Annotated in this window: 7 protein-coding genes; all 7 read right to left on the bottom strand. The window is 58.5% G+C overall.

The window, feature by feature from the left end:
• Positions 1 to 2: 2 nt before the first annotated feature.
• Positions 3 to 1,685: a hypothetical protein gene (locus tag GJ632_RS23000; protein ID WP_231751322.1), complete on the bottom strand. Its 1,683-nt coding sequence runs from the start codon at positions 1,683 to 1,685 to the stop codon at positions 3 to 5.
• A gap of 104 nt (positions 1,686 to 1,789) precedes the next feature.
• Positions 1,790 to 4,219, bottom strand: coding sequence for a BREX-5 system adenine-specific DNA-methyltransferase PglX (gene pglX, locus GJ632_RS22995; protein ID WP_231751321.1), 2,430 nt, complete (start codon positions 4,217 to 4,219; stop codon positions 1,790 to 1,792).
• 83 nt (positions 4,220 to 4,302) lie between these two features.
• Positions 4,303 to 5,298, bottom strand: a complete 996-nt coding sequence (locus tag GJ632_RS03805; protein WP_191452137.1) for a hypothetical protein — start codon at positions 5,296 to 5,298, stop codon at positions 4,303 to 4,305.
• Positions 5,299 to 5,347: 49 nt separating this feature from the next.
• The gene (locus tag GJ632_RS03800; RefSeq protein ID WP_191452136.1) at positions 5,348 to 9,160 is read right to left on the bottom strand and encodes a hypothetical protein; all 3,813 of its coding nucleotides are present in this window, start codon (positions 9,158 to 9,160) and stop codon (positions 5,348 to 5,350) included.
• Positions 9,157 to 9,747 (bottom strand): BREX protein BrxB domain-containing protein, encoded by a 591-nt coding sequence (locus tag GJ632_RS03795; RefSeq protein ID WP_191452135.1) that lies wholly within the window; start codon positions 9,745 to 9,747, stop codon positions 9,157 to 9,159. Before GJ632_RS03795 ends, GJ632_RS03800 begins: the two co-directional genes overlap by 4 nt.
• Positions 9,744 to 13,463, bottom strand: a complete 3,720-nt coding sequence (locus GJ632_RS03790) for a hypothetical protein (protein ID WP_191452134.1) — start codon at positions 13,461 to 13,463, stop codon at positions 9,744 to 9,746. The genes GJ632_RS03795 and GJ632_RS03790 overlap by 4 nt, the downstream gene beginning before the upstream one ends.
• Positions 13,463 to 14,302, bottom strand: coding sequence for a BrxA family protein (locus GJ632_RS03785; protein ID WP_191452152.1), 840 nt, complete (start codon positions 14,300 to 14,302; stop codon positions 13,463 to 13,465). Before GJ632_RS03785 ends, GJ632_RS03790 begins: the two co-directional genes overlap by 1 nt.
• Positions 14,303 to 14,468 lie beyond the last annotated feature (166 nt).

The raw sequence follows: 14,468 nt of genomic DNA, 5'->3' as shown, positions 1-14,468 counted from the left end.
AGTCAGAGAACGTCGTCTTCCACCGTCTTCGGAACCACCTTTGCGTCTGCTAGCGGTCGAATGTTGATCTCAACTCCGTGTTTTCGGTTCGGACGGTAGCCAGCCATTGATATTTCATCAAGCGCACGGTCTTCCCAGTCAGTAGGGAGTTCGCTCTTGACCTCATCACAAGCATCTGCTATCTCGTTCGCTAAGCTTTCGTACTCATCAAGGCCTTGTGCCAACCTCGAAAGGAGTCGCTCTCGTTTAGAAAGGTCTTCGTCGCTTATTTTCCGGTTTTCACTGGTTTCGAATTTGCTGAAGTAGTAGGTCATAAACAGAATACCATTACTTGCGTAATGCGTCGATCCAACAAGGTCGTCATAGTACTCGAAGAGGTCGTAAACGCCAGCCTCCACCGGTTTGTTCATTTCAGTAGAGTATGCCTCGAACGCAGTTTCCAAATCGTCCAGCGCGTCAAGCCACTCCTCCTGATTGCCCTGGACTGTCTCGTAGAATGTCGGGCTGAACATATCTTCCATATCAACGTCCTCGAGCCCAGCCAGTTCTTCGAGTGCATCTAAACGCGCAGCAGTTTCCTTTCTAAACTTGGCCACCAGCTGTGCCGCATTTCTTGCGGTTTGCTGTGTCTCTTCGGGCCACTCAAGATCGGAGGGCTGTGCCAGTTTGGCCAGTCTGTCCTCAAGCACACCAATCTGTTCGAGGCCACTTTCACATCGGGTATACTCCTCTGCTGCGGCTGCTTTTTCAGAGGCAGAGAGGGAAGCGTCACCACGACGACGATTTGCAGCGCTTCGTCGCTCTCGGAGGAGAGCCTTCCGGGGCTCAAGATATCGGTTCTGTAGCCGGTCGAAGACTCCTTCATCAAGTTGATGATAGTCAATTAGGCATGCGAAGCCTTCTCCCTCTGGATCGGACACCAGACGCTCGGTTGTGAGACGCCACATAGTGGGAGTCCTATCGAACGTCGATACGTGGTAGTCGAATAGGTCCTCTTCGAGCCATTCTCGAAGGTTTGGGTACGCTTCCTCGTCAGCTGCTCGACTTCCTAGGATTTGGTCAATCTCTGCGAGGCGTGCTGACGCATGCTCGCCGAATATTTGCTCGAATCTGGATTCGATCCGTGTGAGGAGGCTCTCTTCGTCGTCCACGTTCGAGATAGGGACGACACCGTCGTTGTCTGCCGAGAGGATGTCCATACTCAACTGTAACAGAAAGTCCTTGGCTAGTCCATCGAGGGTGACGGGCGACTCATCTGTGGACTCCGATTCGGCGTCCTTGTCTCGGCGGTCCCCAAGCGGGTCATCTATTGTCCGCAAGCCGACCTCTTGGAGAATCATCTCCTGTTGAGTATCCGGGACACCCACGTAGTCGAACAACATTTCATCGGTTTCCCGAGCCACCCGTTCGAGATTATCGTCGATGTCAGATAGGTAGTCATTCGCCAGTTCGGCCATTTCCTCGAAGGTGACGTCGGCCCCCACCTCCGGTGGCGCAGTCCAGGGGACGTCGTTAAGGATACTCCGATGGGCGTGGGACGAGGGATTTGGTACTCCGTAGCCGACCATCTGCGCGGCGAGACAGCCCGAGAAATGGGGAGAGGTGAACTCGAGACTCCGTTTTGAAACCACGTTCGCGACCTGTTCTTTGGCTGCGCTCTCCAGTTCCGCTTCATGCTCGAACACCGCGTCGATGACAGGAAGTCGTGCGACTGTACTTACCTCCCACTTGCGCTCGAAAGTCTGGGCGAGTTTGAGGTAGGTGACGAGCCGGCTATTGAGGTACGCAATTAATGCCCACGCGTCATATCATCTGGGAATATCGCCGTTCCGACGTGAGAGAAAACGGACGTCGGGTGCATGTACCCGAAGTTCCGACCACTCCGCTTACGACTATTGAACGCGATCCCCTCGTTGAAATATAATTCCGTGTTGCGGGGATACGAGCCAGGGTAGCGGCGGACTTCTTTGCCGTCTTCTTCCCACAGGACAGTCCGGTTGATTCTGGGGAGCAGCCAGGCGTCTCGTCCTCCCTTCGAGATTGGGGCAAATCGGTCTTCAGCCCCTTCAACTTCCCAAAAGTATCGGAAGAAGCGACTATCGTTCCCGGTTGCCAATCCCTGTTTGACGACTCCGATACTGGACCGTTTGTCCAAATCCGCGTTGTCCGCGTCGAGCACGGTGTTGGCTTGGTACAGTTCTCTGAGGTCTTTCGGTACCCAGTAGGAGATCGACGCACCGGGGATTAACGAGAATTCGGATGTGTCGCGAGTAAACCGCCTCTGTATCGCCCCATCGTACGCGTCAACGAACGCGGCGTCGATGAAGCGACTCTCCTTTTCGGCCTTGGGTACATCGTGAAGTCTGATGAACGTCCCCTCACCGTCTCCGGGCGTACCGACTCTGACAACCGTCCCGACGGTCCCGACAGTGGCGTTGTCGAGGATGTCGTAGCCAAACTCCGCCAAGAAGTCGAAGCGACGGTCTTCGCCGACGAAATCTACCCGGAAGCTCTCGAATACCTTCCGGAACATGAACGACCAGGGGATGAGCATCCCAACTCGACCGTGTTCCTTCGAGAGGTTTTCACAGACCTCGAAGAAGTTGATGTAGTACTCCGGGTAGTACTGGTAGTGTTGTTCAACGTATTTTTTCACGTCATTTGGCATTCGACCACGCATCCCGTATGGAGGATTCATCAGAGCCACGTCGTAGTCCTGGGTAAGAACGACCAGCAGATTCAGGAAACTCCTGAGGTTCTGCTCGCCAAATGAGTCTGCTGTTCGGTCTTCGACAGCCTCTCGAAGGGAACGCAAGAAGGCGTTCAGCGTCTTCGGACCGTCTCCGCCCCAGTCGAGTATGTCTGTCTGCTCCTGTAAGAACTCCTCTGAAAGTGTTCCTTTGACGTCCAACAAGCTCCCCAACGCCTCGATTGAATGGAACTCGTCGATGATATCGAAGAGAGTCTCACGGACATCGGTTCCCTCTCCCGTTATTTCGTTCAGTACATCGATCGCTTCTTCAACCTCGGCCACCCGCGAATCGGCACAAACGATTCCCAGACTTGGCATCTGGAACGAAGCACTCCCTTCTGCCTCTGCACGCGTACGGGCTTTGAGGTAGAGATTAAATGCCGAAAGCTGACAAGACCGGAGGTCAATATCGACACCGTAGAGATTGTGCTCCAGTATTTTCGCTGGAATTTCTTTTCGGTCAAGGTCAGGGCGCTCAGCCCACCAGATGCGTTCGAGTACGTCGAACGCATAGAGCAGAAAGTGCCCACTTCCACAGGCAGGATCGATAATACGCAATTCTGAGGGGTCATCGAACGAGGGGGCTTCGTGACTACCCTCGTCGGGGATAAGGTATGTGCAAAGCTCAGTAACGCTGGACGCGTCTTCAGGAGTTACTTGGCGCCCTTTTCGAGCTTCTGGTGTGAGTTCGTGTGGGCTCGGGGAGGGTGCCTCCTGGCCAGTCGCTTCAAGATACAGCTTCCCGAGCGAGTTATCAGTCAACATTCGGACGACCCAGTGAGGTGTGTAGAATTGGTTGGCAGGACCGACGTCACCCGATTGTAGGTTCTCCTTGGCGTCGAGCGCCTCGACGATAGGGCGGTTGTAGTACTCGTAGACCCACCCGAGCACGTCGTCTGCTCGCCAGACCTCGTCCGGAACATCGTCGAGCATCCTACAGAGTTCCTCGAACGTGTCCTCGTCAGGGTCTACGAGGCTGTACGCCGACTCGCGGTCGAACAGAATCTCGATCTCTTCAGCCAGCTCGTCGCAGGCGTTGTGGTACGCATCGAGGATGGCCTCGTCCTCAAGCAGGAACTCCTCGTGAACGAGCGTTTCTGCGGCCGGAGTCAGGCCGTTCTCTTTGAAAACGGTGACTTCCTCGTCGATGAAGTCACGTACCTCCATACAACGGAGTGCTGCGAGCCGGTTGACGATAGTATAGCCGACACCCGTGACGTACTTCTCGAACGCCTCGTCCCACGTGTGTCCGTCGACACCCTCGAGGTCGATCGCTTCGACGAGCTGCTGTATATTGTCGTCCAACTTGTCTGGATTCTCTGGCTGGTCATCCAGATCCTTCTGCGTTAGTTGGAACCGGACGTTGTCCTCAACGCGCTCGCGAAGATCTTCGACGACGTCTTCGAGATGTTCACGTTCGGCCTTGTCCAGTTGCGCCTTCCGTTGAGAGAGTGAATCGCCTTCCATAGAACGTAACCCAGTATGCTAACACCGACTGACAGGAGCGCCTTTAATGTTGCCGAACCTCCGAACGTGTTTCCCAGTCGAAATTACTCCTCAAGCTCAGTCGTGTAGGTCGGGTTCTCGCGTAACGTCGACAGTGAGACGTACCGATGACCTTGGACGAACGCGACAGTCCGATTCGAGTCGCTGGCGGTCTTGTCGTTCCGAATCGCCCGATCGAGTTCGAGGTCTGGCTCGAGGAACAGCACCTTCTCCGTTTCGTTGTACCGATCGGAGCCGTTCTCTCGCATCAATTCCGCAGCTTCCAGAAGTTCGTTTTCCTGGTGCTGGGAGAGCTCCAGATGACCACGAATCGTCTCCTCGTCCAGCGAGATGCTCTCCAGCGACCCAGTGACCTTCGGAACGGTAGTCTTGATCTCGCCGTCCTTGTAGAACGCGAGGTGTGACACTGGCTTGAACGAGCGGTTTGGCTGGCAGAAGTACAGCCCGTACTTGTGGTACTCGGGCCACGCCTTTCGAGCGGCGACGACGAGCACACGGTCTTCTTGCCCACTCACGAGCGACTCGTCATAGATGAAGCGCACGAACTCGCGGAGAAGGAATGCCTCGCGCTCGGTCGGGACGTACATACTCGCTTCCGCGCTCCCGACGTCACGCTCCAGGAGCGACTCGACGCTCCCGACGAGAGTATCAAAGCTCGCCCACACGATCCGCTCGTCGTCGATCGCCTGTACCTCCGCAGGCACACGTTCGTCAGGAGTGAGCACAATCAGCCGCTGGAGGTCCGAAGGATCCTGGTCGAGTGCCTGGAGGTGATTCTCCAATTGCTCGCGACGGACGGCATCGCGACTCGTCTTCGTCTCGAACCACAGCGCCGTGGATGCTCGGATAGCTGCGTCCGGCACCGAATCAACACCCGTGACCTGATTGTCGAACGTCGCCAGCGAGAGATCCGACTCGTCAGTGAGTGCTTCGAGGATGTCCTCGGCCAGTCGACTGTTTACGTGCTCGAGGACTGCGAGAAGCGTCGATGTGACTCGATTCTCGCCCTGTGTGTACGTCGAAAACAGCGGGTTGGGCATATCCGTATGTCGAGGCGGAGGCTCCGAAAAGGTTCGTTTGGTTGAGAAGCTACTCTTCGATCAAGACGATACTGCCCTCATCGACGTCGTCCAGTGTCTCTCTGACCTCACGGATTCGGGCCAACAGCTTCTCCGACTCGTCGAGGAACTCCGTCGCTCGTTCTTCACTCGGCCGGTCGTCGGTGTCGACTATCCCCGTCACCTCATCAGTAACAGCAGCGTTCGGAAGCTCTTGGCGGAGCTCTTCCGCGACGCGCTGCAGTTCCGCCCAGGCATCATCGTCAGGGCCCGGCGGCTTGGGGTTCTTCGCTTCCTCGATGAGTTGTCGAACTCGTTGGATCGAGGGGGGCCGCGAGGCACTGAGCGCCGTCGAAACTGACTCGGTAGTCGGTGAGTCTGGATGCGCCGCCTGTAGTTCCTTGTAGTCTGACTGCAGCTGCGACCACGGGCTCGGCTCCCCCTCGAGAAGCTCTCGAACCTTTTCGTACTCTTCTGCCTGCGGTCTCACGGCCGAATCGACGAGCGAACCTTCGTCGAGCTGGCCATCGTTCCACGCGACTTCGAGCACCGAACGGAGCTCATCGAACGACACACCATCGAACGTCGCCGTGGCATCGTCGAGCAGGCTGGCGACCGTCGACTCGTTCTCACGAAGCCATTCGGTCAGCTCCGTACAGATCTCGTCTGTGTCTGACAAGTCGGGGGACTCGCCCGTCACGCGACGATACTGTTTGGAGAGTTCGTCGACTCGATGGCCCGTCGCATCCGAAAGACGCGAAGTCACGGTCGTCTTCGTCGGGACGGACCCGCTTTTTGCGGTCGTCTGCATCCGCGATGTGATCGTCGCACTGGGATACCACTCCGCCAGCAGTTCGAGCGTCTCGGTGAACTGCGCCCAGAGCGTTTTCTGCCCGTCTGCTGTAGCGAATAGATCGCGGGCGTGTGCGAATGTTTCGGCCTCGGACTGAATGCCGTCGTCGACCAACTCGGACGTGGTGATATCACCGCCACTGTAGGCCGGTTCCAGAATGGTCTCTAGGGCGTCCAGGTCCACATCGAACTCTCTGGAGACGCCCTTGAACGTCCGCTTGACGAGGACGCTGTTGGTCTCGACCCACGAAGCGAGCTCGGCAACCCACGCGTCTGGGTCGCTGCCTTCGGGATCGTGGCCGAGAATTGTCGATACGACCTTCCGAATTTCCTTCGGATTGACGGTATCGACGCCGAAGCGCACCTGCAACGATGTGAGGCCGCCCTTCGTTCGGACCTGCCGACCGATCGCCGTCGGATCGGTCACGTAGTCCGTATCCTGCTTCAGTGCGACCTTCTCGTTCGACGTCGCGAGCGTGATGAGCAGCGCTGCAATCGACTCCTGTGGCGTTCCTCGGTAGTCACCGTTCGCCGTACGCGTTTGCTGGAGTAGCGTTTCGACGTCCACTGCAGTCTGTGATTCGTACTCGTCGATGAACTCCCGACACCACCCAGTGTCCGCAATCTCTCTGCTCGACGTATCGACACCGAGCATCACGGCGTCGCTATCAGCGAGCGGCCAGTCGCCACTCCCACGGAAGAATTTCGCCAGCTCCTTGGCGTCGTCCACCTCAACGAGCGGCCGCGAGAGAATCCGCCGCGTCGAGCCGAAGACTGCCTGCACCTGGTCCTCAACGACCTCGTCGAGGACACTTGGCCGCTCACCTCGATAGTCGTGGACTGTGTGGACAGACGCGTTTTCGAGGAGGTCGCTCACGGACAACTCCAGCCGACGTTTGTCTGTCCGGTGTTCCCGTTCGAGTTCCTCGTGACTCTCGGTCTCTTCTTCCAGCACCTGCCCCATCCCGATGACGTTGCGAATCCTGTCGAGCGTCGTCTCGGGGACGTCGATCGCGATGAGGATGTGCTCCCCACCGTCCCGTCCGTCGTTCACGTCCTGCCACGTCTCCACCTGGTCAGCAACCGTGTCAGGGTCGTCAGCGAGGACGCGAATACGGACGGCATCGTACTCCGTGGTCGGCGCTCTGCCCACTGGGTCGAGAATGGAGTATTCGTAGCGGAGGGGAACGAGTCGCTCGTCGCCCACGTCGGCCTCGTGGAGGCTGTTGTCGCTCCGGAAGAAATCGTCGTTCTCCCGGAGTCGCGTCTCCAGCCAGGCAGAGAGCTGGTGTGGCGAGATCTGTTCGGCTTTCGTCTGTGCTCGACTCAGGATACTCTCCTGTTCCTCCGAGACGAGCGTGTACACCTCGTCGCCCTGGTCGTTGGTCTCTGTGAGCACCTTCCGCTTGTCGACGAGCGTGTTGAGTGCCGACTGCGTCTCCTCGATGCGTTGGTCCACCGAGGCGTTCACGTCGTCGAGCATCAGTCGCCCGAGGTTCTCTGGCGTCGCCGGGACAGCGGGTGTCTGATTCAGCAGGTACAGCGCCTTCGAGACGCGGACTTCCCACGCATCCTCGTTCCCATCGAACGTCGGAATCAGCGTGTTCTCGAGCATCTCCTGAACCCACAGCGGCACGTAGGTCGTCTCCTCGACGAGCAGGTCGAACAGTTCGTCCCACGTGACGAGGGCACCCTCCTCCGCATCGGCCCAGCCGAACTTCGTGAACAGCGACCGAACCAGAACGAGCAACGCACGACCTTGGATGTAGTCACGCTCGGTCGCTCGGCCCTGCGTGATCAGTTCCTGCATCACCTTCCGCAACAGGGTCAAGTCGTACTCGCGGAACGGATAGGACTCGACCGGGTCAGGGTCTGCACTCCCAACTGGTGAATACGCCTCCAGCGAGAGGTCAGGCATCGACGAGATGAGTGAGGATACTCGAGAGCTGCCAGCACTGTCCTTCTGCAGCCAGCGCTTTCGGACGATTATCTCAGTGTCCGCGCCTTCGAGCGGCACTTGCTGATGCGTCCAGTGGTCTTCGGAGGGTTTCCCGATGAGGCTCTCCCGTGTCGCAGGAAGTGAGTACTGACCAGTGGTCACGACGACCGGATTCGGCCCGTACTGAAGCGCTTCCATCGTCTCCTCGAACTCGCGATAGCGATGCCGACTGTCACCGACGAACAGCGCGACTTCGTCGAGGCCGAGGAGGAGTTCCGTGTGCGGTCCCGCTTCGTTCAGTGCTGCAGTCACGGTCTCGACGCGTTCGACCAACTCTGCAGGGTCGAACGACTCGGGGTCGACCTCCGCTTCGGCCCGCTCGATGGACGCTTTCACGCCGTCCCGACTGTCGAGTTCGGTTCCCGCCGTCTCCGATAACGCTGGGAGCGCCTCGTAGAGCCATCGCCGTAGCGAGGCACGCTCTTCGAGTACGTCCTCGAACGTCTGCCCGTCGTGCTCGGTGGTCTGGAGCGCATCCCAAACGCCGCCGTATTCCATATCGACGGTCCAGGCCCACTCGAGCAGCCAGTTGGGATCAGTCGGATAGCCGAGCTCGCGTCCAATCGCCTCGAAGATGAGGAACGGAAGCGGGGGTTCCTTCGAGGCGTCCCGATCGAGGAGATTCAGGAACACCGGTTTGAGCCGCTCGACGTGTGACGCGTCGATCGACTGGGCGAGGTTGTCGAACCCAGGCCACTGCTCTGCGAGTTCGGTTCCCAGATGGGCGAACTCGGACTCGGTATCGGCGACGAGACCGATGAGCTTCAGGAGGTGCGTCTTCCCCGACCCGAACGTCGCATGGAGATAGAGGAAGCGAGCGGCCTCTCCTGGATGCGTCTCGATTACGTCACCGAGTTGGGTAAGGACTCGCTTTGCACTCTCCGTCTCGTGGAACTCGACGACGTCGGTCTCAGCCCGTTCACGGGCGTTGACTTTCTGGACTTCTTCGAGCTGTCGGGTTGGATCGCTGCGGAATAGATTGCTGATACTCATTGTTGGAGGTGTCTCTCTGTAATCGGACCCGGAATCTGGTGCGCCGGGTAGTAATGTCGCGAATCTCCGTCGAAGAAGCTCAACTTCCCACCGACGTCATCGCCAGGGTACGGAATTCCGATGGTCGATCTGACGTTCCGACGGTCGAGTTCGTCGAAGAGTTCAGAGGCACGTGTAAACGGGTAGAGACTCCCGATATTGAGGAGCAGGACGACGTGGCTCTGCTGTTTCAGATGCTCTTCGTCGATCTCGTTCTCAATCATCTTTTGGACGAGCTCTTCGGCGAGCCGGTCTTGCATCGTTCCCTCGATGCGTTCTGGACTCGTCTCGCTCCCGAGTGCGACACACAGATTATACACCTTGGTCTGCGGAAGCAGTTCGTCGAGCCAAATCGGTTGAATAGAGATGTCTTCATCGATGATTGGTGGCTCGTTGGACCCTGTTGCCCAGCCACTGAGTCGGTTAACAGCTCGATGTTCGATTTCGGGTTCGACGGCCACAATAACGAACGGGTTGCGGATCCCCGCCTGACCATCGGCGAACGTACAGAGCTTCTCCTTGAACGCGCGGTACGGCGTGCCGCTCATCGGATGATCACCCCCGAGTCCGTCACACCGATGTCCAGCTCTCGATTCTCGACGAGACGTTCGAGGTGCCGGTCGATGCTCTGGCGGTCGTCCGGAAGCACGCCGATCTGATCGACTTCATCGGGCGTCCGGTCGCCGACGATTGCAGTAAGCCGGTCGACCCTGGATGCTAACTCGTCCACATCGTACGCAGTAGCTGTGGATAGCGGATCTACTCCGGAGATATCATCAGCAGCCGAGACCAGCGCGTCCTCGTCGTCCGAAGCGAGCGCCGCGACAACCTGCTCGATCGTCTCGTACCATCGCTGCACCTCTCGAAGCGGCGTGATGTACTCGCGTTCCATCGCGACCTGCACACCTGTCGGAAGCTCCGTTGCTGGGATGACCCACGGATGGCTGTCGATACGCTCGACAAGATCAGTGAGCCCTTGCTGGTCGATGTATGCGTTCCAAGAACGCTGGAACTCCTTGCTCAGTCCGGTCGTGGTCTCTGCGACGAGGGCCTTCCATCCGTCTGTCGTCCACCAGCTCCCATCGAAGTTCTCGAGCGCATCGCTTTGTGCAGTGACTGCCGAGAGCGCATCGTCGTCGACCCACTCGAATCGATCGTCACCGACCGTGAGTTGCGCGTCGAACCGGTAGAGGGACCCGAGCCGTCGGTTCCAGACGTCTTTCACTTCGTCGAACCACTCCTGTACCTCGTTCGTCTGTTCGATCGCGTCTCCGAGCCCATCCCCTTGTGATCTCACGACGGACAGCCGGTCAGTCGTGGCAGTGATTCGATCGGCCAACTCCTCGGCGAGCGCGTCGAGGAGTCCAGCGACAGCCTCCGAGTGAACGTCGGTATCGACGACCAACTGGACGTCCTCCTGGAGTCCGGTGAGCGACGACCGTAACTGCTGGTTGGCTTCCTGCAGATTGATGAGCCCTTCTGCGACGGTCTCGGTCGTTTCCTTGAAACCACCCTCTTCGAGGAGCTTTCCGATATTCGGGACGGAGAGGAGTTTCAGCCTCGTCGTCGAAAGGCGGTCCTGGTCGAGGACAGCCGAGTTCTCCAGCGTATTCCCGTCTTCGTCGACGGGAACCAATCGACCCTCCCGACAGAAGCCCCAGATAATCGCACAGAGTGCTGGACGAGCGTCGTCGTAGAACGGCTTCTCGGAAGTGATGCCGTCGAGAACCGTATTCATATTGAGGCCGTCTTCCAGGTCTTTCAGCTGCCGACCTGTGAGGGATAACACGTTGCGCTGTATCGTCTTCTTCCCCTGGCTTGCAGACGGATCGGACGACGGCACCTGAATCGTGTGCGCCCACGCAGGAAGCGGATCTCCTGTCGAGAGCTCCGCCAACTCCTGCAGGCGATCGTCGGTCACCTGCAGCATCATCGGGTGGAAGTCGTCGGGATATCCGACGTCGACGGCGGTCTGAACGGCCGTAGAGATGCCACTGAGATCCGTTCGGTCTTTCACGGTATACGACCCGCTCTGCATCGCACTGACGAGCTTACTCCGAACAGCACTGGCACGCTTCTCGAGGTCCCGTTCCACAGCTGGTGGTGCGTTGTGTGTCGAAATCGCGTCACGGAGAGCCCACCACTTGACGAGGTGCTTCCGAAGGTCGTCCAGGCCGTCCGTGTCTATCGTCCAGTAGAGGGTCTCCTCGTCGCCGTTCCCGGCGGTGTGGTCTGGGCGAATGCCCTGTACTTCGATGGGGACGTCCAGTCCACCGTCGGCGTCGACAGTAGTCTCGAAGTCGGTTCCATCGAGGCTGAATTCATATGCCACGGGATACTCATCGCCAGCGTCTCCGTACGGGACCGACTCTGGCAGTGAAAGATCCTGTGTGATCCGATGCCAGAGATGCTCATCCAGCGCTTGCAGTATCTTATCCCAGTCGGGGTCATCTTCGTTGGCTTCCGTGTCGTCGTAGATGATCCGCTCTTCCTGGGTCGCGAAGCGGTACCGAGCGCCCGTTTCGTCTTCGGTCGGTCGAATGAATTTCTGGAGGCGGCCGAGCGACTCCTCGACTCGGTTCTGGGTACTGATCCAAGACCGGCCGTTGAGGTCCGACATCACGGAGACAGCGATATTGCCCTCGTTGAGCGGGACGATGTCGTGGACGTGCTGGAGGAGGAGGACGGCTTTCGCAACGTCGAGGTCGAACGGCTCCAGGTCCCCGTCCTTCACCTCGTCTTTGATTCCTCGGCTCACATCGGAGCCCTCGATGACGCGCATATCCTGTTTGAGTATCTCTCTGAGCTCCGGCTTCACCAACTCGTAGAAGTCCACGAGCGTGATGACCTGGTCGTCCTCACCCTCCTCGACCCAGGTTTGGAGGAGGTTGTGCATGAGCGCGAGAATGGCGCGTGCCGTGCCCGAGAAGATGGACTTCGCCGGGTCACTCGCTTCCTGGCGGAGATTGAAGAGGATCTCGAGGAACAGCGGAGCGTGGTACGGGAGGAACGGATAGAACTCGACGAGTTCCTCGTCGTCGATGCTGTCGAGCGGCGGTTTCGTGTTCTGCTTGATCTCGTTGTAAACCAGCGATTCGGTCGGCTTCACCGACGCGTCCTCGAGCACCTCTCGAACTGCTGCTTCTCCAACGTCCGATTTCTCGAAGAGACGGCGCTTCGCGATGTCGCCGACGTGCTTGCTGGGGAGCTGATAGCGGTGGGGGAATCGATCCTTAACGATGCTGAAGTCCGCACCGTGTGCAGCGAACTTCGGCTGAACGTCCTCGATCTTCGCCTGTGCGGTCGCGACCAGCTGGATGTCGCCATCGCCGATGTCGTCGACGTTCTCGGCGAGTGTCTGGAGTTCGGTCAGTCGCTCGAAGTCGGTCCCGATGAAGAGGCTCACCTCGTCGAGCAGCAACACGAGCTTCACTGGTTTGCCCAGCTCGGCCTCCCGCTCGGCCCGTAGCTCCTCCAGCCTGCTCACGACCTCTTCCGGGTCGATGTCGGACGGCTGCAGGTCGGTATACCCGTCGCGCGTCTCGTTGACCTCCTCGAAGAGTTTGGGCAGCACGACGTCTGCCAGTACACCATAGCTCTGGACATCCTTCCAGAGGCTGTCCGATTCCCAGTCATAGTCGCTGGCGGCGGTTGTCACATCAGCAAGCGCTGCTTCAGCGCGGGTCTCCCTGTCAGACCACGCGTCCGTCGTTCGGAACCACTTCTCGAAGTAGGCGACGTCGAGCTGCGAGGACAGCCCCTCGGAGAAACCATCGTCAACGCCGGTCAGATCGGCATCTTGGTGCGCGTGTCTGAGAACGATCTCGCTGAAGCTCCGCTGCTTTTGGCCCTGGTACTTCAGGAGATTGACCGAGACTGGGATGACGTAGTACTCGTCGTGAACCGACTGCCAGTGGTCGCCGAGTTGCTCGAACTCCCCGTCATCGGAGGCTTGGACGAGGTCTGACCAGACCGTATCCGCTTGTCCATCGAGCCAGTCGGTATCCAGCAGTCCATCGAGGACGGTCAGCAGGTGGCTTTTCCCACTTCCGTAGTAGCCGTAGAGCCAGTAATTCGATCCCGTCCGCATATCGTCTGCCTGGCCGAGCGTTCGATCGACGAAGTCCTCGATAAACCGGCGGGAGTCGGCAGTCATATGATACGACCGGATCGCCCGCTGGCGGTGGTCCTGCTCGTCCCGGTCGATACGGACTGACTCCTCGAAGTCGTCCGGGAGGTCGTCGAACCAGTTCGCGTCGACCATTAGCTGTCACCTCCGTCGTGGACCCACGAGTACGGCTCATTACTGGGGCGCACGTCGAGATCACCGTGCAGCTCGAGGTACTCCCACGCGTCGGTGCTCGCAACCCGATCGAAGAGCTCCTCCCAACGGTTCTCGGGCTGGAAGAGGTAGAGTAACCCACGCGGTGCAGTGAGCCACTCATCGTCACCGTTCTCGTATGAATAGTCCATCGCGACGAGCAACGAGGTATCGCCTATCGACGGCGATGCACCAACGACCGATTGCTGCCCTTCGAGCACACCGATCTCGCGCATTACTGATCGAAAGCCCTCACACCAACGCTCGGTCGTCGACTCCGCGTAGTCGAAGGAGTCCCCGTCAGCGTACTCGAGCTGAGTGAGGATATCGACAAGCGTCTCGTTCGAGAAGTCGAGCGGATCCGGTTTGCCCTCCGTGAGACGGGCGACGTATTCGTGAACGACGTACCGAACGAGCGAATCGTCCGAAACGAGGTAGAGATAGAGGATCTGCGCTTTGTCGCGGGTCGTCTGGCACTCGTCAAATATCGCTGGCAGAACGCTCGGATTCGGGAGTGCTGTGGGAGCGTTCTTGAACCGCGACGTCAACACACGGTATATTTTCTGGGAGCTGCCCCGTGTGCTTCGGTTCGATAGTCGTTCGTCGAACCAGATTTCTTTGACTTCGTTCCAGTTTCCGTGTTCGGCGTAGAGTCGGGCGAGTTCCTCGGCTCGCTCGACAAGCAGACCACACATAGTCAGATCCATATTCACGTCTCCTGGGGGGAGCTGGCGAGACAGCGACGGAAGCGGAGAGCCACCGCCATCAGATACGAGGGTCATACGTTGGTAGACTGAACCGATGCACTTTATATTTCGTCTACGGCGGACGGCCGCAGTGGTCGAGTCTACGTTCCATTGCCTCCCCGATCCGACCTCCGTCGGCTCCGCGAGGTACGGCTCAATCGCGGAATAGTCGGACCAGCCGCCGATGCTCATCATCGTCCGA

The organism is Halogeometricum sp. CBA1124, from assembly GCF_009741955.1.
Taxonomy (GTDB): Archaea; Halobacteriota; Halobacteria; order Halobacteriales; family Haloferacaceae; genus Halogeometricum; species Halogeometricum rufum.
This window is presented reverse-complemented; position numbering and strand designations above follow the sequence as displayed.

Excerpts from the sequence above, each read along its gene's own strand:
- pglX (WP_231751321.1), bottom strand. The coding sequence starts at position 4,219 with ATGGAAGGCGATTCACTCTCTCAACGGAAGGCGCAACTGGACAAGGCC.
- GJ632_RS03805 (WP_191452137.1), bottom strand. The coding sequence starts at position 5,298 with ATGCCCAACCCGCTGTTTTCGACGTACACACAGGGCGAGAATCGAGTC.
- GJ632_RS03800 (WP_191452136.1), bottom strand. The coding sequence starts at position 9,160 with ATGAGTATCAGCAATCTATTCCGCAGCGATCCAACCCGACAGCTCGAA.
- GJ632_RS03795 (WP_191452135.1), bottom strand. The coding sequence starts at position 9,747 with ATGAGCGGCACGCCGTACCGCGCGTTCAAGGAGAAGCTCTGTACGTTC.
- GJ632_RS03790 (WP_191452134.1), bottom strand. The coding sequence starts at position 13,463 with ATGGTCGACGCGAACTGGTTCGACGACCTCCCGGACGACTTCGAGGAG.
- GJ632_RS03785 (WP_191452152.1), bottom strand. The coding sequence starts at position 14,302 with ATGACCCTCGTATCTGATGGCGGTGGCTCTCCGCTTCCGTCGCTGTCT.